This window comes from Mucilaginibacter tolerans, from assembly GCF_030519375.1.
Lineage (GTDB): Bacteria > Bacteroidota > Bacteroidia > Sphingobacteriales > Sphingobacteriaceae > Mucilaginibacter.
On the sequence record NZ_JAUMKB010000001.1, the window covers coordinates 398,951 to 423,759 of the forward strand.

Genomic DNA, 24,809 nt, shown 5'->3' on the forward strand with positions numbered 1-24,809 from the left:
TGTAAAAATAAAAAAGCCTTTCGTATAACCGAAAGGCTTTTAAAAATGTTTGAGCCAATTTATGCAACGGCCATTTTATTTTCTTTATAATAACCTGACCTTAATTTTTCACCCATTTCGCTGTAAGCAGCCAAAGTGCGTTCCACATCTTCTGAGCTATGTGCCGCTGTTGGAATTAAGCGTAACAAAATCAAGCCTTTAGGGATAACCGGGTAAATAACAATGGAGCAAAATATGCCGTAGTTCTCTCGCAGATCTTTGGTAAGCGTAGTTGCTTCGTATAAATCGCCTTGTAAAAACACGGGGGTAACCATTGTATTGGTAACACCAATGTCAAAACCACGCTCTTTTAATCCGCGCTGCAATTGATTGGCAATTTCCCAAAGTTTTTCGCGCAGTTCCGGCTTTGATTTCAAAAGCTCAAAACGTTTTTTTAGGCCTAAAACCATCGGCATAGGTAATGCCTTAGCAAATATTTGCGAACGCATATTATAACGCAGGTAATCTATCACTTCTTTATCACCTGCTACAAAGGCACCTATACCCGCCATTGATTTTGCAAAAGTGGCAAAGTAAACATCCACGCCTTCAATACAATCCTGCTCTTCATGGGTGCCCGCGCCGGTTTTACCCATGGTACCAAAACCATGCGCATCATCCACCAGCAAACGGAAGTTAAATTTCTTTTTTAATTCGACTACTTCCTTCAGCTTACCTTGTGCACCTGACATCCCGAAAACACCTTCGGTGATCAGCAATATTCCGCCACCGGTTTGCTCTGCCAACTTTGTAGCACGCTCAAGTTGTTTTTCACAGCTTTCCATATCATTGTGTTGGTATACAAAGCGTTTACCCATATGCATACGTAAGCCATCAATAATACAAGCATGCGACTCACCATCGTAAACAATAACGTCGTTACGGTCAACCAATGAGTCTATAATGGATACCATACCCTGATAACCATAGTTAAGCAAAAACGCATCAGCTTTGCCTACAAACTGCGCCAGGTTATTTTCCAGTTCTTCATGATGAATGGAGTTACCGGACATCATACGTGCACCCATAGGATAAGCCATTCCATAATCAGTCGCTGCTTTGGCATCAGCCTGCCTTACTTCGGGATGATTAGCTAAACCGAGGTAGTTATTAAGGCTCCAAACCAAATGTTCCTTGCCATTAAACTGCATGTGCGGGCCGATCTCTCCCTCTAATTTGGGGTATGAAAAATAACCATGCGACCATTTTTGATGCTGGCCCAATGGCCCACCCATCGTCTTCGATATTTTGTCAAATAAATCCAATGTGCTGCTTTTTATATCAATAAAATACAAATATAGGCCTTAAACGCCCTTTAACCAAAGATTATAACTTTTTATAATAGCTTATAACGCTCAAACTGTGGGTTAAGTTATCTGCGGTTTGTACCAATTCATTTACAAACCCACCCAAAATAAAAGGGGCACAAATAATTGTGCCCCTTTTAATATTATATATTATTGTGGAAGGTTGCCATGGTTAGTCTACATTATCATGCAGGAACGAATTATTGTTCCTTATCTCGGTCTTTCCCTCTTCGTCCGACAATAATGAGAACCTTGATACCTGGCTTTCATCCGAAGGAGGTGTTTGCTGTAAAGCGATCTCCTTACGTTTGTAGGCCGGTACATTTTCCAGCTCCTGGATATTTCCGGCGCGCAGTTTCATGCTCAAGTCCTTCAAGCGCATAATACGCTCACGAGATTTGCGCAACTGTTCTTCAATGCTTTCGTCGGTTTTATGATCGTCTGCACCAACAATGGGCTCTGGTTCCGGTTCTGGCTCAGGAATTGGTTCCGGTCTAACCGGCTCAAAATTCATTACCGAATCAGCGATCTTAAAGGTAAACTCTTCCTTCATTTCCGGTTCTGCAGAAGCAGGTTCCTCCAGAGTCAAATCATATTTTATTACTGATGGCTCTTCTGATTTTGCAAACAGATCGAACAGGCCGGCCTGTTTCTGCTCTTCTTTTACAGCTTTGATATATGGTTCTGATTCAATAGACTCAACAGGTGGCTTCACCTGGTTGATAAACTCATTTACCACAGGTTTTACCAGATCGGTTTCAGGCATCAGCATGGAAACTACTTTCTTACTGCTCTGCTCCTTCTCGCGCTCATCCCTGGTTTGGAAACCGGTAGCAATGATTGTTACCGATAGCTTTTCGCCCAAGGCTTCATCACGGCAGTTACCCCAAATCAGATCGGCAGCTAGCCCAGCTTCTTCTTGTATAAAGTCAGTAATAATGGATACTTCATCCATGGTCACTTCCTTATCACCTGAGCTGATATTTAACAGAATATATCTTGCACCTTCTATTTCGTTATCTTTTAATAGCGGAGACAATAAAGCGCCTTCAACAGCTTTCAATGCGCGATTCTCGCCTTCAGCAGTCGAGCTGCCCATAATGGATACACCACTGTCTTTCATTACCGTGCGCACGTCTTTAAAATCAACGTTGATATAACCAGGCAAAGTAATGATCTCGGCGATGCCTTTGGCAGCAGTAGTCAGGATGTTATCAGCCTGTGCAAATGCCGAACCTAAGGTCAGGTTACCAAATATCTGGCGCAGCCTGTCGTTAGAGATCACCAGGAATGAGTCAACATACTTCTTCAGTTCTTCCAGTCCTTCTTCAGCCTGCATTTTACGGCGCTTGCCTTCGAATGAGAATGGCGTGGTAATAATGCCTACAGTCAGGATGTCCAGTTCGCGGGCAGCTTTTGCAATAATAGGGCTTGCGCCTGTACCCGTACCACCACCCATACCTGCGGTAATAAACAGCATCTTGGTATTGGTACCCAGCATCTGTTTAATATCGTCGATATTTTCAATGGCCGAGTTTTTACCAACTTCGGGGATAGAGCCTGCGCCCATACCTTCGGTCAAACTGGCACCTAATTGAACTTTGTTGGGGATGGGGCTTAATTCTAAAGCCTGTGCATCGGTATTGCAAATTATGAAATCAACACCGGTAATACCTTGCTTGTACATATGGTTTACCGCATTGCCACCGCCGCCGCCAACACCAATAACTTTGATGATGGACGACTTTTCTTTTAACATCTCAAACTGCATATTCCTTATTTCCAGTTAAATGTGAATGACGAATTATTTTATTAACCCATTGTAATATTACACCATTTTCAACAATGTTTTTCCACAATTGTCAATATTGTGGAAAAGTCAACCATTGTTAATAAATTACTACTTAAGGAAATCTTCGTCCTTAATATCGTCTTTTATAAATTTCTTGCCCGTCTCCAATAGCTTGCCCAGCAAGCCAAATTTCCTTTCATCAGTGTATTTGCTTTTATCCGTTTTCACTTCTACATTGGTAGGTATATCATTGTATTCCATCTTCTGGATACCTTTTATCAGCAAACCAATACCTGTTGCAAAAGTCGGGCTCTGTAATTCTTCATATATATTTTTGGGCAGCGTTTCGTTCTTTGCCAAATGCTCGTTCGGATAACCTACGCGGCAATCCAAACCGGTAACGTATTCTACCAGTTGCGGCAAATGCTTTAACTGCGCACCACCACCGGTTATTACGATACCTGCTATCAGTTTTTTCTCGTAGCCTGATGATTTGATCTCGTAATATACATGCTCCACGATTTCTTCCATACGGGCCTGGATCACATAAGCGAGATTTTTTACCGATATCTCTTTTGGCTCGCGACCGCGTAATCCGGGAACGCAAACAATCTCGTTCTCTTTGTTCTCTTCGGCCAATGCCGAACCGAAACGCACTTTCAACTGCTCTGCAATGTTGCGCATTACTGAGCAGCCTTCGCGTATATCCTCGGTAACGCTATTACCACCAAACGGAATAACTGCAGTGTGACGGATAATTCCTTCGTGGAAGATGGCCACGTCAGTAGTACCGCCGCCTATATCCACCAATACCACGCCTGCCTCTTTTTCCTCATCGCTTAATACCGACTCAGACGACGCCAATGGTTCCAGGATCAATTCCTGGCTTTCCAAACTAGCTTTATTGACACACTTCACAATATTTTTGATAGCCGTAACCTGGCCTGATATGATGTGGAAATTAGCCTCCAGGCGTACCCCTGCCATACCGATCGGATCTTTGATTCCCGGCTCGTTATCCACGGTAAACTCCTGTGGCAACACATGGATGATCTCCTCTCCGGGAGGCATTACCAGGTTGTACATATCTTCTACCAGCTTATCGATATCCTTACGGCTTATCTCACTTTGCAGGTCTTTCCGGGTTATGAGTCCACGGTGTTGCAGGCTCTTGATATGCTGACCGGCAATACCAACGTTTACCACACGTATCTCAACGTTCGATTGCGTACCGGCAATATCAACGGCAATAGTAATCCCCTGAACTGTTTTATCAATGTTCGATACCATGCCACGGGTCACCCCGGCCGATTCAGCCTTGCCAATACCCAATACCTCTATCTTACCATTTTTACTGCGGCGGCCAACAATAGCACATATTTTTGTAGTCCCGATGTCCAATCCTACTACAATTGGCGAACTTTTTTCGTGTGTCGAACTCTTGTCCATACTTAATTAATTGTTTGTGAATGTATCTTTACCCATTTTTATTGAATCCGTTTTAGCTGTCACAGCCTTTAGCGAATCCTTTTTGAAATTATCGCTTTTTACCCCCACTACCTGGTTGGCAAATTTCATGTTAATGATCTTGTACCTGTCCCAACCCACCTGCGGCAATGCCTGTTTATAAAACACCAGCAGGTTGTGGAACTTGTTTTCCAGCGAATCGGCATTACCCAGCAATATCCGGTTGGTGCCTACGCGTGGTATCAGTTCTATCTCGTGATTCGTGTTAACATACAGCTGTGCAATCTGCGCTGTCCAAAGCGAATCTTTATTGATGAACTGAATAGTTTTATAAAGCTGTTTGGCGATATCGGTATGCAGCGTATCCAGCTTACCACCATAAGCTTCTTCTATATATCCGTTTGCCACCAGCACCTTTGCAGTGAAGTTTGACGACATAGGTATTTTTAACCCATTCTGATCGATATAAAAATCCTGTCCTGCCTGGTTCATTACCCGCATTACCGGCTGCCGCTGGCTAATCTCGACCTTGATCACCCCATCCATATCCGCGTATACTTTTGCCGACTCGATGAATGGATTGGCCTTCAGCCTGTTCTCCAGATCGTGCAGGTTGATGCTTGCCATGTTGCGGCCAACCAACTGGTGTTTATGTACTTTCAGAATATAGTCTACCTCTTCCTTATCGATGAAGTACTGGTTACCCGGAATATATATCTTCACCGCCTTGCAAAACACGCCCGACTTTTTGAACTCGATAAAACCCATTAGCACAACCAGCCCACCCAGGCAAATTGCCCAGGCCGATCCGATTAAAATGCGCTTCCAAATGAGTTTCTTAAACATCTTCCAAAACCTTTTTTAGAGGTTGAACCAATTGGTCTATATCGCCTGCCCCTACAGTTAAAAGTAATTCAGGTTTTTCAATCCGCACAAGACCGACGGCCTCTTGTTTTCCACATTTCCGTTTATTTAACATTTGCATCCTGCTGAGAATCATATCAGATGTGACGCCCTCAATCGGCAATTCCCGTGCAGGGTATATATCCAGCATGATCAACTCATCACTCATATCAAGCACTTCGGCAAAGCCATCGGCAAAATCCCGGGTGCGGGTATATAGGTGAGGTTGAAAAATTGTTGTGAGTTTTTTATTTGGATATAATTTTTTTATTGATGTTATAGCCGCACGCAGCTCTTCCGGGTGGTGCGCATAGTCATCAATAAAAATGTGTTTATCGTTCTTAACAATATACTCAAAGCGACGCTTTACCCCTCTGAACGATTCCAGCGCACGTTTAATTAGCGCAGGTTCAACATCTATTTTCAACGCAACCTCAATAGCTGCAGTGGCATTCTCTATATTATGAATACCTGCAATACCGAGTTTGATATTATCTATCTGTGTGTTGCTGTTCTTGAAGTCGAAATAAAAATCGCCATCCTTAACATGGATATTGACCGCTTTTACGTCTGCAGGTCCCTGCCCACTGTAGGTGATACCCTCTATAGTTAAAGGCAGGTCCTCGTGATAAATGAGCGTACCATTTTCCTTCAATTGCGATGCAAACTGACGGAACGATTGCGTTAACTGATCATGGCTGCCATAAATATCCAGGTGGTCGGCATCCATTGAAGTGATGATAGCGATATCGGGATGCAGGGTTAAAAACGAACGGTCAAATTCGTCAGCCTCAACCACCACAATGTTATTCTTACCATATAGTACATTGCTGTTATAATTGGATGATATACCGCCTAAAAATGCGGAGCAGTCTTTGCCCGAATCCTTCAGGATATGTGCAATCATGCAGGATGTTGTGGTTTTTCCGTGCGTACCAGCAACAGCTATCGTAAACATGCTTTTGCTGATCAATCCCAGTACCTGTGAACGTTTGAATAGTTCAAAGCCATTATTCTTAAAGAAATTCAATATGGCTGAATCTCTTGGCACAGCCGGGGTGTAAATAATCAGTGTGCATTCATTTGGCGTCTGGAAGCTTAACGGAATCCAATCGGTTCTGTCATCAAAAATTACCTGTATACCTTCGTGATGCAGTTGATCGGTTAAGTCGGTTGAAGTTTTGTCGTACCCACAAACTATACAGCCCAAATGAGCAAAATAACGGGCCAATCCGCTCATGCCGATGCCGCCAATGCCTATTAAGTATACCCGTTTGATGTTTTGCAGTTCCATCTTCTTTTTCAAAAAAGCCCCCTCCCGCAACCGCACGAGAGGTAGGCCGAAATTTAAATTAACCTGTTATTTGAATAACCTCTTTCGCGATAGTCTCATCAGCATCGGGTAGTGCCAGTTTGCTGATATTTTCGCTTAATATTTTTTGTTTTTCTTTATCGTTTAAAAGCTCAAGGGCTACATCCATTAGTTGTGCCTGCGCATCCTTATCGGCCACAAAAATTGCGGCGTCCTTTGCAACGAGTGACATGGCATTGGTTGTCTGATGATCCTCAGCCACATTTGGCGAAGGCACCAGGATTACCGGTTTGCCAACCACGCAAAGCTCTGATATCGTGCCGCCTGCCCTCGATATAATAATATCCGCTGCCGCATAGGCCAGATCCATCCGGTCGACAAACTCCATCACACGGATATTGGGATGAACTTTACCTCTGAACGATTCCATGATATCCGGGTAATAATGTTTACCAGTTTGCCAGATTAATTGCACATCTGCAGCTATGATCTTATCTATGTTGGCCAGCACACTTTTATTTAATGTGCGTGCGCCGAGGCTGCCACCTGTTATAAAAATGGTTTTTTTATCACCCGACAATTTGGCCCATTCCAATCCCTGCTCGCGTTTTCCTGCAATATCAACCGACTCCCTGCGGATAGGGTTGCCCGTAATAACAATCTTGTCTGAAGGAAAAAACCTCTCCATCCCATCATACGCCACACATATTTTCTTAGCTTTTTTCCCCAATTTTTTATTGGTAACACCCGCATAGGAGTTTTGCTCCTGTATCAGGTATGGCACTTTTTTCAGCGAGGCAGCATACAGCAACGGACCTGAAGCATAGCCACCCACACCTACCGCGGCATTAGGTTTGAAATCACGGATAATGCGTAATGACTTCATGATACTACCAATCAGTTTAAAAGGCAGCATCAGATTTTTAAATATCGACTTACGCTGAATACCCTGTATATCTAATCCCACAATCTCATAGCCGGCAGCGGGCACACGCTCCATCTCCATTCTTCCTTTGGCGCCGACAAAAAGTATTTTAATTTCAGGATCAAGCTTCTTCAAAGCATTAGCAATAGCGATAGCCGGGAAAATATGCCCCCCGGTGCCACCCCCGCTAATGATTATTCTCTTGTGCCTGTGTTTTTTCATTCTTCTATTTTTTAAGTCCATGGTCTATGGTCCATAGACTCTTTTTAAGCCACCGCTACCTCTTTTATTTCCCCCACAATTACTTTCTTGGGTTCATCAATATCACGGCTTACCGATAAGATAATTCCAAACGCCACACTCGTAAATAATATCGATGTCCCGCCCATACTGATCAACGGCAACGGCACACCTGTTACCGGCCCTAATCCTACGGCTACCGCCATATTTGCGAAAGCCTGTATGGTCAAGCTAAAGCTTAATCCAGCCGCCAGCAAAGCGCCAAAGGCTTTAGGCGCTTTGGTTACTATTTTGATACATCGGTATAACAGGAAAAGGTAAATACTGATAATCGCCAGTCCGCCGAGCAAACCGCATTCCTCGATAATCACTGCGTATATCTCATCCGAAAAAGCTTCGGGCAAGTAATTCTTCTCCTGGCTGTGACCTAAGCCTTTACCGAATAGCCCACCTGTTGCAATAGCAATTTTTGCATGGTCAGACTGGAACGACTTATCTGCATTCGCCTTACCGGGATGCATGAATGTATGCATACGCGAAATGTACGTATGCCTTCTTGGCCCCAGGAAGATAACACCTGTTAACAAAACAGCACCTGCCAGGCAAGTAATCGCTATCTGCTTAATGCTGATACGACCGATAATAAGTAGCAATATACTTACACCAAAAAGCATCAATGCTGTTGATAAGTTTGCTAAGGCGATCAATATAAATACTACGCAAACGGCCCCCATTATCGGGATAAATGATTGCTTTACATCCTTAATATTTTCCTGCTTGCGCGATAAAGTACGTGCGAGGTAAGTGATAAGTGCTAACTTAGCTAAGTCGGATGTTTGGAAGCTTAATCCAGTTCCCGGTATCGGTATCCACCGGCTCGCATTATTGATATGAGCACCAAAAACCAGGGTGTATAGCAGCAACGGAATCGTGACGATCATCAGCAATTTCGATATACCGGCATAATACCTGTAATCCAGTTTATGCGAAATGTACATCAGCGCAATACCCCCGACTACCATCATCAGGTGTTTGAATAAAATCGACTCAACACCCACGCCTTTTTTATAAGCAAGCGTCCCCGTAGAACTATAAACAGCCAACAATGAAATAGCCGAAAGCAATATGACGATCAACCATATCCACCTGTCTCCCTTGGTATTGCTTAAGATTTTATTCATTTTTTACTGGTTGGACGTGTTACGTTTTACGTCCTACGTTTTTTACCTATTAATCTTACGCACAACGCATCACGTCATACGCATAACTCTTCAATTACAACTCTTTTACTGCTTGCTTGAACTGTCGTCCTCTATCCTCATAATTCTTAAACAAATCAAAACTTGCACAAGCTGGCGATAACAACACCGTATCCCCCTTTTTAGCTAAATGATACGCTACCTGGACGGCTTCCTGGGCCGAAAAGGTATTCACACTGATCGGAACAATGTCATCAAATGCTTCATGGATCCTGCGATTATCCTTGCCCAAACACACAATGGCTTTAACCTTTTGCTTTACCAGATCCTTCAGCATATTGTAGTCGTTGCCCTTGTCTACACCACCAAGGATCAACACGACGTCAGTAGTCATACTTTCCAAGGCATACCAAGTTGAATTAACATTAGTAGCTTTAGAATCGTTGATAAAACTAATGCCCGATATTTTGGCAACAAATTCTAACCGGTGCTCAATGTTTCTGAAACCACCCATACTCTCCCGTATGGTTTCGTTTCTCAGTTCGAGTACTTTTGCTACAATACCCGAAGCCATTGAGTTGTAGATGTTGTGTTTGCCTTGCAGGGCCAGTTCGTTGATCGACATTGTGAAATGTTCTTTAAGTGTGTTTATAATGATATTGTCCTCTTCGAGATATGCTCCCGGTGTAGTTTTTTTTTTAATGCTGAATGGCAATTGCTGTGCCTCAAATTTTCTTGTCTCCATTCCACTTGTCGTTTCCGGGTCATCAGCACAGTAAATGAAATAATCGCCGGCTCTCTGGTTCTGCGTAATGCGGAACTTCGATGCTACATAGTTTTCCATCTTATAATCATATCTGTCCAGGTGATCGGGTGTTATGTTCAACAGCACGCCGATGTCTACTTTAAACTGATACATGTCGTCCAGCATAAAGCTGCTCAGTTCCAGCACATAGATGTCGAACTTTTCGGTAGCCACCTGGTAGGCAAAGCTTTTGCCAATGTTGCCGGCCAGCCCTACATTCAATCCTGCATTTTTAAGAATATGATAGGTTAAACTAGTGGTAGTGGTTTTACCGTTCGATCCCGTAATACCTACAATCTTTGCATCGGTATATCTTCCTGCAAATTCTATCTCCGATATAACCGGAATATTCTTTTCTCTGAGCCTCTTTATTATCGGAGCCTTTTCAGGTATACCTGGGCTTTTTACAACCTCCACTGCTTTTAGAATCTCCTCTTCGGTATGCTGATTTTCCTCGAAGCGGATATTCCAATCCTGCAGTTGTTTTTTATATTGATTGGCTATCGATCCGAAATCAGAAACAAAAACTTCATAGCCCTGCTGCTGAGCAAGGTATGCAGCACCTGCACCGCTTTCGCCTGCGCCGAGTACTACGAGTCTATTTGATTTTGATTCCATTTTATTTAACATTCCAACTTTTCAACCTTACAACTTTCCGACACTACCTTAATTTCAGCGTGACCACAGCCAGAATAGCCAACGCAATACTGATAATCCAAAAACGCGTCACGATCTTTGCCTCGTGAAAACCCTTTTTCTGATAATGGTGATGCAGAGGAGCCATTAAGAATATCCGCCTACCTTCGCCGAATCTTTTCTTGGTGAGCTTAAACCATGATACCTGCATGATCACCGACAAATTTTCAATCAGGAAAACGCCGCAGAGCAGCGGCAGCATAAGCTCCTTTCGGATCATAATAGCGAATACTGCAATAATGCCGCCTATGGCCAAACTTCCGGTGTCACCCATAAACACCTGGGCGGGGTAAGAATTGTACCACAAAAACCCAACACAGGCCCCCACAAACGCACCTGCAAAAATTACCAGCTCGCCTGAATCAGGGATGTACATAATGTTCAGGTAATCTGCGATCATTGTATTACTTGACACATAGGCAAGGATAGCCAGTGTGACGCCAATAATAGCTGATGTGCCCGTTGCCAGGCCGTCAATACCATCGGTTATATTAGCCCCGTTTGAAATGGCCGTTATTATGACGATCACGAAGAACATAAACACTACCAGGTCATATCGCTCATAACCTTTGCCTAAAAACTTTAGCACTTTCCCATAGTCGAACTCATTGTTTTTATAAAAGGGTATTGTTGTCTTGGTCGACCGGATGTCCTGGGTATAGATAGGCTTATTCCCTTTCATGTGGAATCCCACCGGGCGATCATACTTGATAGGCGGCTTAACTTCCTCGCGGATGATGATATCCGGATTACTGTACATGGTAAACCCGATAATCAAGGCCAATCCTACCTGGCCAGTAATTTTGAATCTTCCCGCTAGACCCTCTTTATTCTTTTTAAATACCTTGATGTAGTCATCCATGAAACCAATAGCGCCCAGCCAGACTGTGGTACCCAACATCATCAATACATATACATTCTCCAACTTTGCAAATAACAGCGTAGGTATCACGATGCCTAAAATGATGATGATACCACCCATAGTAGGCGTGCCGGCTTTTTGCATCTGGCCTTCCAGTCCCAGGTTCCTTACCGTTTCACCCACCTGCTTATAGCGCAGGTAATCGATCAGCCTGCGACCATAAACTGTAGTAATTACCAACGAGGTGATAACTGCCATAGCCATCCGGAACGTGATGTATTGGAACACCCCAGCACCGGGAAGGCTATAGTTTTTTTCAAGGAAACTGAATAAGTAATACAGCATTATTTAACCGTTCATTTGTTTAAAAATCTCTGTTAATTCCTCTTTGTCATCAAAGTGATTTCTCACCCCCTTTATTTCCTGGTACTTCTCGTGCCCTTTTCCAGCAACTACCACTATGTCTCCCGGCTGCGCCAGGTTGCAGGCTACTTTGATTGCTTCCCTTCTGTCCACAATGCTCATTGTATGTCTTTTAAAGGCTGGATCAACCCCTTCTTCCATATCTTTTATGATCTGTGCCGGGTCTTCCGAGCGTGGGTTATCAGAAGTGAATATCACTTTATCACTCCATTCGCACGCTACGCGGGCCATAACCGGCCGTTTGGTTTTATCCCTGTCGCCCCCGCAACCCAGTACCGTAATCACTTTCTCATTCCCCTTGCGCACATCATGCACCGTGCTTAATATGTTTTGAACCGCATCAGGAGAGTGGGCATAGTCCACTATCCCAACAATACCATTTGGCGCGATCACATAATCAAATCTTCCCCGGGCACCGGTCAGTTTGCTCAGGCTCGTCAATACTTTAGACTTGTCCTGCTCCAGCAACATTGCGGCAGCGTAAACCGCCATCAGGTTATAGGCGTTGAATGTACCTACCAGCTTAAACCACACTTCTTCATTGTCGATATTGAGCAGCAAACCGCTGAACTGATTCTCCACCATTTTGGCTTTGTAATCAGCCATATTTTTCAAACCGTAGGTTTTTTTATGGGCCGCAGTATTTTGCAGCATCACCATGCCGTTCTTATCGTCCACATTAGTTAACGCGAATGCATTTTTTGGCAGACCATCGAAGAATGCCTTTTTGGCTTTCAGGTAACTATCAAATGTTTTATGATAATCAAGGTGATCATGGGTCAGATTAGAGAATATCCCGCCTGTAAATTTCAGATCAGCGATACGATGCTGCACAATGGCATGCGAGCTTACTTCCATAAAGCAGTAGTCACATCCTTTTTCCACCATCTCATTCAGCAACATGTTCAGGTCAACCGGATCAGGCGTGGTATGCGTAGCCGCTACCACTTCGCCGTTAATCTGGTTCTCTACAGTTGACAGCAGTCCACATTTATAACCCAAATCACGGAATAGCTTATAAAGTATGGTGGCAATGGTGGTTTTACCGTTTGTTCCGGTTACGCCAACCAGTTTCAGCTTATGCGATGGATTATCGTAAAAATTAGCAGCAACGGTACCCAAAGCAATAGAGCTGTCGGCTACCATAAAGAAATCAACCTCCCCGGTAACATGGGCAGGCAATTCTTCACATATGATAGCCACGGCACCTTTTTCAATAGCCTGGTCAATATAATCATGGCCGTCAACCTGTGTTCCCTTTACCGCCACAAACATGCATCCCGGTACCACCTTACGCGAATCAAAAACGATTGCGCTGATTTCCATGTCAGCACTACCATGAAGTTCGGTGAATGCAAGTCCCTCTAAAATGTCGCTCAAATACCTCATTGTAGTTCGATTATTATTTTTGATCCTTTTGGAATAATACTTCCGGCCGAAACAGATTGCTTCACTACCGTTCCGCTGCCGTGCGCAGAAACTTTATAACCTGCATTCCCTAATACATACAAAGCATCACTCAATCCCATGCCGGTCACTTCCGGCACGGCTCCTTTTTGATATTTGGTCTCATCGTAAGGCACACCATTGCTCGTATCCACGCTATTGTTTGCCGAAGCATACATAGGTTTGATGTTCAGCTTACTGTAAACTTCCTGGGTTGCCTTACGGTTGCCTGTTTTCACTTTTGGCATAGGACTGTTGCTGACATACTGCAGTGGTGTGGCCTGGTTCATTTGCAGATCGCTTGAATAAACACGATCAGCAATTGCTCTGAAAACCGGCCCCGCTACCCAGGCAGCCAGGTGAGACCCTATGGTTGGATCATGTATCACAACGATCATTGAATATTTTGGCTTATCAGCAGGGAAATAACCGCAGAAGCTTGCCTGGTGCCTGTTCTTATCGCCATATCCGCCTTTTCCGTTGGCAATCTGCGCGGTACCGGTTTTGCCGGCTACGGTATATAACTTATTTTTGATCACCAATTTGCCCGTTCCTTCCTGGACCACACCTTCCAGCATTCCCCGAATTCTGCCTAATGTTCTATCTGAGCACACTTTGTCGTTAATCACTCTGGCCCGGAAACGCTCAACTGTATTCCCATAACGGCGTATCTCACTCACGAAGATTGGTGCAATCATAGTGCCGTTGTTGGCTACCGAGTTATAGAAGGTAAGCATCTGCAATGGTGTCAATTTCGACTCATATCCGTAAGCTATTTGCGACAAAGACTGTAGCTTATTCCAATCGCGCGATGAAGGATTTTTTATCCTTGGCGCACCTTCACCCGGAATCTGCAGCCCGTTCCTCTCATTCAAATGATAACTGTATAGCTTATCAGTAAACTCCTGCGGGTTGTTATGATAATGCTGCCAGATGAGTTTAGCAGCACAAACATTTGACGATTCTTCAAAGGCCTTTTTTGCACTGATTATCGTTCCGGGATCTTCAGCATCCCTGATTGTCAACACTTTCTTGCCATTACGAGGATTATACAATTCATATTCACCATGCTGCGCATCAACCAATGTATTGGTATCGATCTTGCGTTGATCAATGGCCGTCATGTACGAAGCCAGTTTAAAGGTGGAACCCGGCTCAGCCGATTCGCTGATCGCATAGTTCATACGCTCTTCGTAAACACCGCTTTTCGCGCGGGTATAATTGGCGATAGCTTTGACTTCACCGGTGGCGACTTCCATCAGAACCACACAACCATGATCTGCACCGGTTTTTTCGAGTTGCTTTTTCAAAGCCGCCTGCGCAACGTCCTGAAAGTTTACATCGATGGTTGAGATAATATCAGCACCTTCCTTTGGGTCGACTTCATTGCCGTCATTATTTACAGGCATCCAGACATTGCCGGCCATACGTTGCATCAGGCGTTTGCCGTTTTCACCATTGATATAATCGGCATAAGCGCCTTCCAAACCGACCGCAACCGGTTTACCGGCTGCATTTTTAGCATTATCGTTTGTATAACCAATGGTACGCGATGCCAGTGAACGGAACGGCAATACACGTTTGTTTTGTTGTATCACGATCAGTCCACCCTTGTACTTACCCATATTGAAGATCGGGAACTTGCGAATCTCTTTTAATTCCTGGAAACCAACCTTTCTTCGAATCAACTGATAACGGTCCCCCTCCTTACGCGCTTCGCGCAGCATGCGCGCATATTCACTTCTTGATTTATCACCAAAAAATTTCGACATGCACAAAGCCAGTGAGTCTACTTTTTCCTGGAACACATTATCATCCGCAATGCCACCTGCCAGCATATCCATATGCAATTCGTATTCCGGAACCGAGGTAGCCAGCAGGCTGCCATCTGATGCGAAAATATTGCCGCGCTCTGCTTCTATATTGATATACTGGGCCGACATGTTTTTGGCCATCGCTTTCCACTTAGGTCCCTGGATATATTGAACCCGGAAAAGCTGAAAAACGACAGCCCCCGCAAACAGCAGAATAAGCCCGAATGCGAGGTACACCCTTAAAAGTATGTTTGTCCTAATTCCCATCCTTGTCCTCCTTTTCCTTTAGTCGCTGTGGCGGTTCAATAGATTCCTTAATTCCCAATGTATCCACACGCTTGCTCACTTCACTCAGCGTGCTTTTAAAAGCAAGGTCAGCTTTAGTACTCTTATAGTCCCAGGTGAGTTCCTTAACCTCTTTGGTCATCTTATCTATATCTCGCAGGTTTCTTTCGGCAAGGTGCATGTTACCCAGGTAGATCATCCCCAAAAGCACCAAAAACAATATGAACGGCAGGGCACTTGTAGCTTTTTCCGCATTCACATTTTTCTTAAAAAGCTGCCATAGCGCACTCTCGGAAATCTCCTTTGCAGGCTGCTTCTCCTCAACAATAAGCTCTTTCTCAGCTTCTTCTTCCTGAATTTCTGTACGCAAACGATTGGTCATTTTTTTACAGCTATTCTTAGTTTAGCGCTCCGTGCCCTGTTGTTATTTTTTATTTCTTCCTCTGATGCCGTTATCGCACCGCGGCTTACTGCATCAAAAGGCTTTTGATCGTTCCCATAAAAATCCTTTTCCACCTCGCCGCTGAATTTCCCTTTGGCAATGAAATTTTTCACCAACCTGTCCTCTAATGAATGGTAAGACATTACCACAAGTCTGCCACCCGATACCAACACTTCTGCCGACTGGATCAGAAAATCCTTCAAAGCTTCCAGCTCCTGGTTTACTTCAATGCGCAATGCCTGGAACACCTGTGCCAGGTATTTATTCTCCTTACCCTTCGGAATCAGGCTACTGATGGCATTTTTCAGATCAGCAACAGTATTGAGCGGCCCATTCAGCCTTGCTGTCACTATCGTTTTTGCCAGCGATTTGGCATTTTTTATCTCTCCGTAAATCCCAAAGATTCTATGCAAATCAGCCTCACTGTAAGTATTTACAACTTCTTTTGCCGTTAGCGTTGATGACTGATTCATGCGCATATCCAGTTCAGCGTCAAAACGAATGGAAAACCCACGCTCAGCTTGATCAAACTGATAGGATGAAACACCCAGATCTGCAAGAATACCATCCACAGGAATTGCATTATGCAGGCGAGTAAAATTTTTCAGGTAGCGGAAATTCTGATCGATAAATTCAAAGCGATCGTCGGCGATGATATTTTGCTGAGCATCAGCATCCTGATCGAAAGCCAGTAAGCGGCCGCCTTTACCCAAATGATTCATGATCTCACGTGAATGACCACCTCCGCCAAAAGTCACATCCACATAAGTGCCATCTGGGCGTATATTCAGAGCCTCAATGCATTCCTGCAACATTACGGGAGTATGGTAATTACTGCTCATCACGCCTCCTTCCATTGCCCATTACTTCTTCGGCCAGGTTAGAGAAATTTTCAGGCTCATTATCCATCTGCGCATCGTAAGCACTTTGCGCCCACACTTCTATTCTGTTCAACTGGCAGGCCAACACCACATCCGATTCAATACCGGCATATTCCAATAAAGCTTTTGGTAAAAGCACACGACCAGCGGCATCGAGTGTCAATTCTGAAGCGCCGCGGGTGAAGTAGCGGATAAATTCGCGCGTTTTTTTCTCGTATGAATTGAGTTTACTTAAATCTTCAACAATCTTATCCCATTCGCGACGAGTGTAAATAACCAGATGCTTCTCAAAGCCACGATTGATCACAAGGCCCTCTTTGTCAGCTTCGGGAAGCTGCTTTTTGAGACCAACAGGGACCATCATCCTGCCTTTGGCATCCAGTTTACATTCAAATTCGCCTAAAAAATGGGACATGTGTACACTATGGTAATATTCCAAAGTAAAAGTAAACTACTTTTTTCATTTTTTACCACAAATTCCCATTTTTTTCCACCAAAAAGTTTTCAACAACTTTGAAGGTTATTTTTCTACCACTTTATCTCATGTAAAATTTCTAAACAGCGTCATACTCTTTAACTTATCAATGTCAGCCCGAACTTGCAAATGAACAGATTCTGATTAAATTCTACTAATAATTAAGTTTTTATCTTTCCACAACAAATGGTGATAGCAAAAGAATAGCACCATATATCATTGGCATACAGCGTCATAAATATAAGGAGCTAGAAAAACGAACTAAACAGTACGTCGTAGATTATGATCCCGCTCATCTTGCAGCTTAGAGCCTTTTATTTCCGATCTGTGAGGGCATAAGCGGTGACGTTGGTAGAATAAAATTGCAGCAGATTACTTTGCAAGTGAAGCATGTATCGGTAATGCCTTATTTGTATCGATGAACAGAAGTTAGCTTAAACATGATTAAATTTCAGCTGCAATTACCTATCATTGTGGCTCTTAATATGAATATGGTTATCGTAATACAGTGTACCGACCAGGTGGGACTGGTAGCTAAAATATCAGGCCTGCTAGCTAATGAGAGTTATAACATTTTGTCGATGCAGGAACATGTGGACAAAGCGGAGAATTTATTCTTCATGCGCCTGGAGGTAAACAAGCAATCAGCGGCATCAGTTCTTGAAGAGAAACTGCGTGAATTATTGCCGGAAGGTGCGCTGATCAAAGTAAATCCCGATGCGGTAAAAAAAGTGATCGTTATGGTAACCAAGGAATACCATTGCCTTGCTGACATATTGATCCGTAACTACTTTAAAACACTGGGCGCCAGCGTACAATGCGTGATCGGGAATTATACCAACCTGGAGGATATCTGCAAACGGTTTGATGTGCCGTTTTACCATGTACCGTATGAAGGTCCGCACCCTGAATCGGAGCAACGGGTATTAAATGTAATTGATCAATATCAATACGACTACATCGTGCTGGCAAAGTTTATGCGCATTTTATCGCCTGATTTTGTGAGACATTTTCCGAAGAAGATCATCAATATACACCACTCATTTTTGCCTGCATTTGTGGGGGCCAATCCCTACAAACAAGCTTACGAACGCGGGGTAAAACTGGTAGGCGCAACCGCTCATTTTGTAACCGATGAACTGGATGAGGGGCCGATTATAGCGCAACAAATCATCTCAGCCGATCATTCGCTAACGGCGGCAGATATGATGAAAGCCGGCAAAGAGATCGAAACAGCAGTATTGGCCAAAGCTCTGAAAGTGGTGTTTGACGACCGGGTGTTTATCTACAAAAACAAGACTGTGGTACTGGAATAATCTCAATCAAACTTCACAGTATCCGGCCCGGATATTCTGGCTACATGGCAATTGCAGCCGCCTGATATTTTAAGGTTGATTATTTTCGTCTGATTGGTTGCCGGGTCGGTGGCTGAAACCTTAATGTTATCTCCTTCGGTTGAATAATCCATTTTGTTATTATCGCTTGCCACGATGTAATAACCCATCACAAGATCCCAATTCGGCACTCCGGGGTGGAGTTGTTTATTAGAAGTTACATCAAATACTGAAAAGTTGTTCACTGCAATAGGCTTTCCGCTATTATCGGTATAATGAATTCCCACAGAGGCAAAAAGGTCTGTACATATCTGTGGGCCACAGGGCGTTTTTTTCTGTGTTTTCTTACAGGATGCGAGCGATACGGCTACAATAAAAAGGATTATAAGTTTGTTATACATGGGTAAGTGTTTATCCTATATTACGCCCAGGCTTATCCGTTTGCTACACTAACCCTTGAAATTAATCATAAAATGCTATTCCCATTTTGAGGATCGTATCAATAGTTTCTACAGGCAAATCGGTAGTCGGGTCGAGCAGAAATATCTTTATTCTTGCGCGATCCTCGAAGATCAGTTGCGGATGATCGAACCATTTCCCATTAACCATACCGAGAAATGGCAGACCAGTTTTCTTGTGGATCCACACATAACAAAACATTTTGCCTTTGTAGCAGAAGAAAGGCATCCGGTATTTCCACGCCTCGGTAATATCTTTATCAAAGTCGAGTATGTGCTGCCGTAAAAACAACAGGCAGCCTTTAACAGGCTCTTCTTTTTGCAGATAAAAAAGGTCAATGTCTCGCATCAGGGATTTTGATAATTAATAATAATTACCAGGTCATCCTTACCGGTTTGCTTTAGCCCATGCGAACTGCCAGGCCTTGTCAGAATAGCGTCGCCTTCTTTTACAGGAAAGCTCTTACCATTGATCTGTATTTCACCTGTGCCACTGATGACATAATAAATCTCGTCTTCGTTTTGCAAATGATAGCCAATTGCAGAACCGGGATGCAATACGCGTTTACGAAATACCATTTTTAACCCGTCTGCTTTGGAAAAGAAGCTATATCCTACTGTGCTGCCACCGCCGTTATGGGTACCTGGTTCGTTTTTGGCGATATCATTTTCATGTTCGAGGAGGTAGGGTTGTGAGGTTTGGCAAAAGGCGGAAGATGTCGATAAACACAACAGCAAACCAAGTAATATTTTCATAGAGAGTGATTTTTATAACAAAAATAGCGATGGGTATAAACCCAATCGCTATAGGATATTCCGAGAGCCCCTATTGGATCAAATCGTGATGCTTCAATATGACATCAGTATTTGGGGTATCAAGATCGACTTGCTTTAAAATTGATATCACTTTTTCAATATCTTTTTCGTCAACTGCTTTATCGAACTCATTCATCAACCCAGCTACATATAGCCTTTCGTTGACCGTCATTCCCTTATATTGATCATTCATCTTCGTAGCTATCAATTCATCACCCTCACCTTCAAAAAACTCGGATGCTCTTTCGAGGTATACACTTTATGTGTTTCTTTCTTAAAATCAGTGTCCTTCGCTTTCATTATGTCCTGGAACTGCTGTGTATTGCGGTCAATCAGCGGGAACCAGGTGCTTTGTACCTGCACCATAACGCGGTGGCCCTTTTTAAACGTGTGCAGCACATCCTGTAGCTCAAAGTTTACCGGGGTTACCTTTCCTGGAACAAATGGCTCGGGTTTATCAAATCCGTTGCGGAATTTACCCCGTATTGCTTCACTGCGCACCATTTGCTCATAGTGGGACATATATACCTCTTTACTGGTAAACTGGTTATTTTTAGCAGAGTCAGGATAAACATCAATTACTTTTACCACCCAGTCTGCATCCGTTCCGGTAATGGCTACTTTCAGATCGGCCCGAATATTTCCGGCAAGGGTTACATCATGATCTAATACATCAGTCTGATAAGTCAGGACATCCGGCCTGCTCGAAGCGAAGCGCTGGTCACCTGTCATATATTCACGCTGCATACCCAGAGTGGTATTGTTATAAAATGGAACAGGCTTGTTGGGATCGGAGATAAACTCATCAAAACTATCTGTTGAAGTTGGTGCATCGAATGATAATTTCCCTGCCGGCAACAGATACAAGTTTTTTTCCTCAGCTTCTTTAGGCGGCCATACGTTGTATTTCTTCCATTGGTTAACGCCTGTTTCAAAAGCAGATATTTTAGGAAGATCCATATCGGTGCCTTTCAGGTAATGACTGAAGAATGCAAACTCTATCTTCTCGCGATAAAATGGCCCGGTCGGACCACCAAAAAACACATCGCCCAAATGATCCCCATCGCCACGTGACCAGCCACCGTGCACCCATGGCCCCATCGTAAAGTAAACTGGGGTATTAGGGTTCTCTTTTACCAATGTTTTATAGGTATTGATTGCGCCATACAAGTCTTCCGCATCATACCAGCCGCCGGTAACTAGCGTCGGGGTTTTAATATCATGCAGGTGATAAAGTACATTGCGGTCCTTCCAATGCTGATCATAGTTCGGGTGATCCAGCATTTCGTTCCACAAGCGGATAGTATCCTTATAATATTTGTCGTTGGAGTTTTTCACTGAGCCCATTTTCAGGTAGAAATCATAGCCATCGGCTGTGCCATAGTTGAACCTGCTACCCTGCCGCTGCGTGGGTTTATCATCCTGCCTGTTGGTAAAACCAGGATAAAAGCCAAAGTTGGCCACCAGCATAAACGCCCCGTTATGGAATGCATCATCTCTATACAGATCAGCCATAGGTGCCTGAGGTGAGGCAGCAGCCAATGCCGGGTGACGACTTAATAAAGATGCTGTAGTGAAAAAGCCTGGATAAGATATGCCCCATACCCCTACTTTGCCGTTATTATTCGGGATGGTTTTGATGAGCCAGTCGATGGTGTCATAGGTATCAGTACCTTCATCTACATCCTTTTTCGTTTTATGCACTTCCTTTTCAGGCGTCATTTCTTCAAATGTACCCTCGCTCATCCAGCGTCCGCGCACATCCTGGTAGACAAAGATAAAACCGTCATGCAAAAACAGTGATGACGGACCAAGCGAACCTTTATATTTATCAGTACCATATGGTGCAACGCTATACGGCGTCCTGTCCATCATGATCGGGTATTTTTTGGATTGATCTTTTGGTACGTATACCGAGGTAAACAACTTTTTGCCGTCGCGCATCGGCACCTGGTATTCGTATTTCTGGTAGTTTGCTTTCACATAGTCAGCATCTGAAATATTTTGCTGAGCTTGAGAGCAGATAGCTAAAAGCATCAAGCTTAAAGCCAGAAGTAAATGTCTCTTCATTAATTATTGAGGGTTAGTAATATCAAAGGTAATAAAAACAAAAAGCCCCGGAATTCCGGGGCTGTCACAAAAACGTTACCTAAAAAGACTTATTCATTGATGGCTTTTACGCCTGGTAATTCCTTGCCTTCCATGTATTCAAGCAGTGCGCCGCCGCCTGTTGATACATAGCTTACTTCGTTGGTCAGGTTGAATTTGGCCACAGCCGCAGCTGAATCGCCGCCACCGATCAGCGAAAAAGCACCATTTTCAGTTGCACTAACTACTGCCTCGGCAATAGCCTTAGTGCCTTGTTCAAATTTCTCCATCTCGAAAACGCCCATCGGGCCATTCCATAAAATGGTTTTTGAACCTTCAACCACTTTGCTGAATACTTTGATAGAAGCCGGACCGATATCCAGGCCCATCCAACCGTCCTTTATATTGTCGTTGTTTGCCGTGTCTGTATTTGCATCGTTTGAAAAGTTATCCGCAATAATCGAATCTGTCGGCAATAAAAGATTTACACCTTTTGTCTTAGCTTTTTCGATAAGGCTGTTCGCAAGATCCAATTTATCTTCCTCAACGAGTGATTTTCCAATATGCCCCCCCTGTGCCTTGGCAAAAGTATAAGCCATACCTCCACCGATGATCAGGTTATCCACTTTATCCATCAGGCGTTCTATCAGTTCGATCTTGTCAGATACCTTAGCACCCCCCATAATAGCGGTGAAAGGTTTTTCAGCATTGTTCAATACCTTTTCGGCGTTGGCTAATTCGGCAGCCATCAGGTAACCGAAGCATTTTGCTTCAGGGAAGAATTGCGCAATAACAGCTGTAGATGCATGCGCGCGGTGTGCTGTACCAAAGGCGTCGTTTACATATACATCACCCAAAGCAGCGAGCTTTTTAGCGAACTCTATATCGCCTTTTTCTTCTTCTTTGTAGAAACGAAGGTTTTCCAGCAACAGTACCTGCCCTTTTGCCAAGTCTTTTGCTTTTTCAATGGCTTCAGCACCGATACAATCATCAGCAAATTCAACCTGCTGACCCAGCAGATCAGATAAATGCGGAACCAAATGCTTCAGTGAATATTTCTCTGTCGGACCATCTTTTGGTCTTCCCAGGTGTGACATCAGGATCACTTCGCCCCCATCCTTCAAAATCTTTTTGATGGTTGGCATAGCGGCTGTCATCCGGTTATCGTCTGTAATATTATAGTCCTTATCTAATGGGACGTTAAAATCAACCCTGATCAGGGCTTTTTTCCCCAAAAAGTTTATTTGATCTACTGTTTTCATATTGTTTTAGGGCGTTGTTTTACGGACCGCCAAATTCAGCATTTAATTCTAAATTCTGAACGCAAAAATGAAAAAGGTGTTTGGGGCTACTGAATCTTTAAATAGAGCACATAATGCGGCCCTATTCCGGGTACATCAAACTCGTCGGAGATGGTCTCAAAACCAAGGCTTCTATAGAAAGGAACTGCTTTTTTCCGGGCATTACACCAAATGTAATTCACTTTTTGCCCGCGCATATAAACGATTGCAAAATTCACAAGCTGATTACCAAAACCTTGGCCACGATGGCTCTCAAGGGTTGCCATGCCCCGTAATTGGTAAGCTTTGCCCGGCAATCCTTTATAAATCTGCGGATGAAATGACGCAATGCAAACCAGTTGATTATCATCAAAATAGCCTAAATGAAAGGCGCCTTCAGCATCGTCATTGGGAAAACGGCATTCATCCAGTGTTAACCGGCCCTCGCGCAATACCTCGTTACGGATGGCTAGCACATCATCAGCCTGAATAAACCTGATCATGCTTTGCTACACTTATTTTTGCTACCAGGTCGGCCAGACGGCTCGAGTAGCCCGTTTCATTGTCATACCAACCCACCACTTTCACCAATCCGCCAACTATCGAAGTAAGTTTCGCATCAAAAATGCAGCTATGCGGATTATCTAATATGTCAGTAGAAACTATCGGGTCCTCAGTATACTCCAGCACATTTTTCATTGGGCCTTCGGCTGCTGCTTTGAACGCCCGGTTGAGCTCTTCAACTGTAGTCTGCTTTTTCAGGCTACAGGTAAAATCCGTCAAAGAGCCATTCAATACAGGCACCCGGATTCCTGCACCTCCTAATTTTCCTTCCAAGTGAGGGAATATGTTGGTGATAGCTTTAGCTGCGCCGGTTGTAGTAGGTATAATTGACGCCGACGCCGCCCGGGCACGCCGGAGATCTTTATGGGGGGCATCGTGCAGATTCTGGTCGCCGGTCATGGAATGTACCGTGGTAATGTAACCATCAACAATTCCCCAGTTATCTTCCAATATCTTCACCATAGCCGCAACATTATTGGTGGTGCATGATGCATTGGAGATGATAGGTGCCCACAGATCAAAATTAATGTCGTTTACGCCAATTACAATAGTAGGAATAATTTTATCGGGTGATGGCGCAGAAATGATCACCTGCTTTGCACCTGCTAACAAATGCTGACTTGCGCCATGTTTAGAGGTAAACTTACCAGTAGACTCGATTACGAGGTCGATATTCAATTCTTTCCAGGGAAGATTTGCCGGGTCCTTTTCGGACAAGATTTTTATCTGTTTACGATCAATATACAAATTGCCCGAGTCGCATTTTATAGTCCCTTTGAATGTACGATGAACAGAATCGTATTTGAACAGGTGCGCCAATGTTTCGGTATCGGTCAGGTCATTGATCGCAACCACCTCGATACCGGGCTTAGAAAGCACACTACGCAGGAATATTCTCCCTATACGTCCAAATCCGTTAATAGCTACCCTCATAACAATTGATATTTATGACAAAA

The 24,809-nt window shown here is 43.7% G+C and carries 23 protein-coding genes; 1 reads left to right on the forward strand and 22 read right to left on the reverse strand.

Features of this window, described 5'->3' with window-relative positions; translation table 11 throughout:
- Positions 1 to 59 precede the first annotated feature (59 nt).
- From Q3A68_RS01980 to mraZ, 14 genes are all read right to left on the reverse strand, one after another.
- Positions 60 to 1,304: an aminotransferase class I/II-fold pyridoxal phosphate-dependent enzyme gene (locus tag Q3A68_RS01980; protein WP_302899331.1), complete on the reverse strand. Its 1,245-nt coding sequence runs from the start codon at positions 1,302 to 1,304 to the stop codon at positions 60 to 62.
- A gap of 214 nt (positions 1,305 to 1,518) precedes the next feature.
- Complete coding sequence (gene ftsZ, locus Q3A68_RS01985; RefSeq protein ID WP_302899332.1) at positions 1,519 to 3,117, reverse strand: cell division protein FtsZ; 1,599 nt, start codon at positions 3,115 to 3,117, stop codon at positions 1,519 to 1,521.
- Between the two features lie 129 nt (positions 3,118 to 3,246).
- Positions 3,247 to 4,587 carry a cell division protein FtsA gene (gene ftsA, locus Q3A68_RS01990; RefSeq protein ID WP_302899333.1) on the reverse strand — a complete coding sequence of 447 codons (1,341 nt, stop codon included), beginning with the start codon at positions 4,585 to 4,587 and terminating at the stop codon, positions 3,247 to 3,249.
- Positions 4,588 to 4,593: 6 nt separating this feature from the next.
- Entirely contained in the window at positions 4,594 to 5,451 is an 858-nt protein-coding gene (locus Q3A68_RS01995) for a cell division protein FtsQ/DivIB (protein WP_302899334.1), read from the reverse strand.
- Positions 5,444 to 6,802: a UDP-N-acetylmuramate--L-alanine ligase gene (gene murC, locus Q3A68_RS02000; protein ID WP_302899335.1), complete on the reverse strand. Its 1,359-nt coding sequence runs from the start codon at positions 6,800 to 6,802 to the stop codon at positions 5,444 to 5,446. Before murC ends, Q3A68_RS01995 begins: the two co-directional genes overlap by 8 nt.
- A gap of 58 nt (positions 6,803 to 6,860) precedes the next feature.
- A complete protein-coding gene (gene murG, locus Q3A68_RS02005; protein ID WP_302899336.1) occupies positions 6,861 to 7,967 on the reverse strand; it encodes an undecaprenyldiphospho-muramoylpentapeptide beta-N-acetylglucosaminyltransferase in 1,107 nt (368 codons plus the stop codon).
- A 44-nt stretch (positions 7,968 to 8,011) separates the two neighbouring features.
- Entirely contained in the window at positions 8,012 to 9,166 is a 1,155-nt protein-coding gene (locus Q3A68_RS02010; RefSeq protein ID WP_302899337.1) for an FtsW/RodA/SpoVE family cell cycle protein, read from the reverse strand.
- Between the two features lie 94 nt (positions 9,167 to 9,260).
- Complete coding sequence (gene murD, locus Q3A68_RS02015) at positions 9,261 to 10,607, reverse strand: UDP-N-acetylmuramoyl-L-alanine--D-glutamate ligase (RefSeq protein WP_302899338.1); 1,347 nt, start codon at positions 10,605 to 10,607, stop codon at positions 9,261 to 9,263.
- Positions 10,608 to 10,650: 43 nt separating this feature from the next.
- Positions 10,651 to 11,892 (reverse strand): phospho-N-acetylmuramoyl-pentapeptide-transferase, encoded by a 1,242-nt coding sequence (gene mraY, locus Q3A68_RS02020; protein WP_302899339.1) that lies wholly within the window; start codon positions 11,890 to 11,892, stop codon positions 10,651 to 10,653.
- A 3-nt stretch (positions 11,893 to 11,895) separates the two neighbouring features.
- Positions 11,896 to 13,359, reverse strand: a complete 1,464-nt coding sequence (locus tag Q3A68_RS02025; protein ID WP_302899340.1) for a UDP-N-acetylmuramoyl-L-alanyl-D-glutamate--2,6-diaminopimelate ligase — start codon at positions 13,357 to 13,359, stop codon at positions 11,896 to 11,898.
- Complete coding sequence (locus Q3A68_RS02030) at positions 13,356 to 15,497, reverse strand: penicillin-binding protein (protein ID WP_302899341.1); 2,142 nt, start codon at positions 15,495 to 15,497, stop codon at positions 13,356 to 13,358. Before Q3A68_RS02030 ends, Q3A68_RS02025 begins: the two co-directional genes overlap by 4 nt.
- Positions 15,487 to 15,897, reverse strand: a complete 411-nt coding sequence (locus tag Q3A68_RS02035; protein WP_302899342.1) for an FtsL-like putative cell division protein — start codon at positions 15,895 to 15,897, stop codon at positions 15,487 to 15,489. The genes Q3A68_RS02030 and Q3A68_RS02035 overlap by 11 nt, the downstream gene beginning before the upstream one ends.
- Positions 15,894 to 16,799 (reverse strand): 16S rRNA (cytosine(1402)-N(4))-methyltransferase RsmH, encoded by a 906-nt coding sequence (gene rsmH / locus Q3A68_RS02040; RefSeq protein ID WP_302899343.1) that lies wholly within the window; start codon positions 16,797 to 16,799, stop codon positions 15,894 to 15,896. Before rsmH ends, Q3A68_RS02035 begins: the two co-directional genes overlap by 4 nt.
- Complete coding sequence (gene mraZ / locus Q3A68_RS02045) at positions 16,789 to 17,253, reverse strand: division/cell wall cluster transcriptional repressor MraZ (protein WP_302899344.1); 465 nt, start codon at positions 17,251 to 17,253, stop codon at positions 16,789 to 16,791. The genes rsmH and mraZ overlap by 11 nt, the downstream gene beginning before the upstream one ends.
- 500 nt (positions 17,254 to 17,753) lie before the next feature.
- Between mraZ and purU the strand changes: the two genes are divergently transcribed.
- Positions 17,754 to 18,629 carry a formyltetrahydrofolate deformylase gene (purU, locus tag Q3A68_RS02050; protein WP_302899345.1) on the forward strand — a complete coding sequence of 292 codons (876 nt, stop codon included), beginning with the start codon at positions 17,754 to 17,756 and terminating at the stop codon, positions 18,627 to 18,629.
- Positions 18,630 to 18,631: 2 nt separating this feature from the next.
- Here purU and Q3A68_RS02055 read toward each other — a convergent pair whose 3' ends face one another.
- The 8 genes from Q3A68_RS02055 to gap form a co-directional block, all read right to left on the reverse strand.
- A complete protein-coding gene (locus Q3A68_RS02055; RefSeq protein ID WP_302899346.1) occupies positions 18,632 to 19,048 on the reverse strand; it encodes a hypothetical protein in 417 nt (138 codons plus the stop codon).
- 61 nt (positions 19,049 to 19,109) lie between these two features.
- Complete coding sequence (locus Q3A68_RS02060) at positions 19,110 to 19,454, reverse strand: DUF1801 domain-containing protein (protein WP_302899347.1); 345 nt, start codon at positions 19,452 to 19,454, stop codon at positions 19,110 to 19,112.
- Positions 19,454 to 19,861, reverse strand: coding sequence for a cupin domain-containing protein (locus Q3A68_RS02065; protein ID WP_302899348.1), 408 nt, complete (start codon positions 19,859 to 19,861; stop codon positions 19,454 to 19,456). The genes Q3A68_RS02060 and Q3A68_RS02065 overlap by 1 nt, the downstream gene beginning before the upstream one ends.
- Before the next feature lie 70 nt (positions 19,862 to 19,931).
- Positions 19,932 to 20,114 (reverse strand): hypothetical protein, encoded by a 183-nt coding sequence (locus tag Q3A68_RS02070; protein ID WP_302899349.1) that lies wholly within the window; start codon positions 20,112 to 20,114, stop codon positions 19,932 to 19,934.
- 11 nt (positions 20,115 to 20,125) lie between these two features.
- Complete coding sequence (locus Q3A68_RS02075; protein WP_302899350.1) at positions 20,126 to 21,991, reverse strand: CocE/NonD family hydrolase; 1,866 nt, start codon at positions 21,989 to 21,991, stop codon at positions 20,126 to 20,128.
- Between the two features lie 89 nt (positions 21,992 to 22,080).
- On the reverse strand, positions 22,081 to 23,271 hold the full coding sequence (locus tag Q3A68_RS02080; protein ID WP_302899351.1) for a phosphoglycerate kinase: 1,191 nt from the start codon (positions 23,269 to 23,271) through the stop codon (positions 22,081 to 22,083).
- An 86-nt stretch (positions 23,272 to 23,357) separates the two neighbouring features.
- On the reverse strand, positions 23,358 to 23,792 hold the full coding sequence (locus Q3A68_RS02085; RefSeq protein WP_302899352.1) for a GNAT family N-acetyltransferase: 435 nt from the start codon (positions 23,790 to 23,792) through the stop codon (positions 23,358 to 23,360).
- Positions 23,770 to 24,786, reverse strand: a complete 1,017-nt coding sequence (gene gap / locus Q3A68_RS02090) for a type I glyceraldehyde-3-phosphate dehydrogenase (protein WP_302899353.1) — start codon at positions 24,784 to 24,786, stop codon at positions 23,770 to 23,772. The genes Q3A68_RS02085 and gap overlap by 23 nt, the downstream gene beginning before the upstream one ends.
- Between the last annotated feature and the right edge of the window lie 23 nt (positions 24,787 to 24,809).

Bases quoted from the DNA above. Each gene is read 5' to 3' on its own strand.
- ftsZ (WP_302899332.1), bottom strand. From the start codon at position 3,117: ATGCAGTTTGAGATGTTAAAAGAAAAGTCGTCCATCATCAAAGTTATT.
- ftsA (WP_302899333.1), bottom strand. From the start codon at position 4,587: ATGGACAAGAGTTCGACACACGAAAAAAGTTCGCCAATTGTAGTAGGA.
- Q3A68_RS01995 (WP_302899334.1), bottom strand. From the start codon at position 5,451: ATGTTTAAGAAACTCATTTGGAAGCGCATTTTAATCGGATCGGCCTGG.
- murC (WP_302899335.1), bottom strand. From the start codon at position 6,802: ATGGAACTGCAAAACATCAAACGGGTATACTTAATAGGCATTGGCGGC.
- murG (WP_302899336.1), bottom strand. From the start codon at position 7,967: ATGAAAAAACACAGGCACAAGAGAATAATCATTAGCGGGGGTGGCACC.
- Q3A68_RS02010 (WP_302899337.1), bottom strand. From the start codon at position 9,166: ATGAATAAAATCTTAAGCAATACCAAGGGAGACAGGTGGATATGGTTG.
- murD (WP_302899338.1), bottom strand. From the start codon at position 10,607: ATGGAATCAAAATCAAATAGACTCGTAGTACTCGGCGCAGGCGAAAGC.
- mraY (WP_302899339.1), bottom strand. From the start codon at position 11,892: ATGCTGTATTACTTATTCAGTTTCCTTGAAAAAAACTATAGCCTTCCC.
- Q3A68_RS02025 (WP_302899340.1), bottom strand. From the start codon at position 13,359: ATGAGGTATTTGAGCGACATTTTAGAGGGACTTGCATTCACCGAACTT.
- Q3A68_RS02030 (WP_302899341.1), bottom strand. From the start codon at position 15,497: ATGGGAATTAGGACAAACATACTTTTAAGGGTGTACCTCGCATTCGGG.
- Q3A68_RS02035 (WP_302899342.1), bottom strand. From the start codon at position 15,897: ATGACCAATCGTTTGCGTACAGAAATTCAGGAAGAAGAAGCTGAGAAA.
- rsmH (WP_302899343.1), bottom strand. From the start codon at position 16,799: ATGAGCAGTAATTACCATACTCCCGTAATGTTGCAGGAATGCATTGAG.
- mraZ (WP_302899344.1), bottom strand. From the start codon at position 17,253: ATGTCCCATTTTTTAGGCGAATTTGAATGTAAACTGGATGCCAAAGGC.
- purU (WP_302899345.1), top strand. From the start codon at position 17,754: ATGATTAAATTTCAGCTGCAATTACCTATCATTGTGGCTCTTAATATG.
- Q3A68_RS02055 (WP_302899346.1), bottom strand. From the start codon at position 19,048: ATGTATAACAAACTTATAATCCTTTTTATTGTAGCCGTATCGCTCGCA.
- Q3A68_RS02060 (WP_302899347.1), bottom strand. From the start codon at position 19,454: ATGCGAGACATTGACCTTTTTTATCTGCAAAAAGAAGAGCCTGTTAAA.
- Q3A68_RS02065 (WP_302899348.1), bottom strand. From the start codon at position 19,861: ATGAAAATATTACTTGGTTTGCTGTTGTGTTTATCGACATCTTCCGCC.
- Q3A68_RS02070 (WP_302899349.1), bottom strand. From the start codon at position 20,114: ATGAATGATCAATATAAGGGAATGACGGTCAACGAAAGGCTATATGTA.
- Q3A68_RS02075 (WP_302899350.1), bottom strand. From the start codon at position 21,991: ATGAAGAGACATTTACTTCTGGCTTTAAGCTTGATGCTTTTAGCTATC.
- Q3A68_RS02080 (WP_302899351.1), bottom strand. From the start codon at position 23,271: ATGAAAACAGTAGATCAAATAAACTTTTTGGGGAAAAAAGCCCTGATC.
- Q3A68_RS02085 (WP_302899352.1), bottom strand. From the start codon at position 23,792: ATGATCAGGTTTATTCAGGCTGATGATGTGCTAGCCATCCGTAACGAG.
- gap (WP_302899353.1), bottom strand. From the start codon at position 24,786: ATGAGGGTAGCTATTAACGGATTTGGACGTATAGGGAGAATATTCCTG.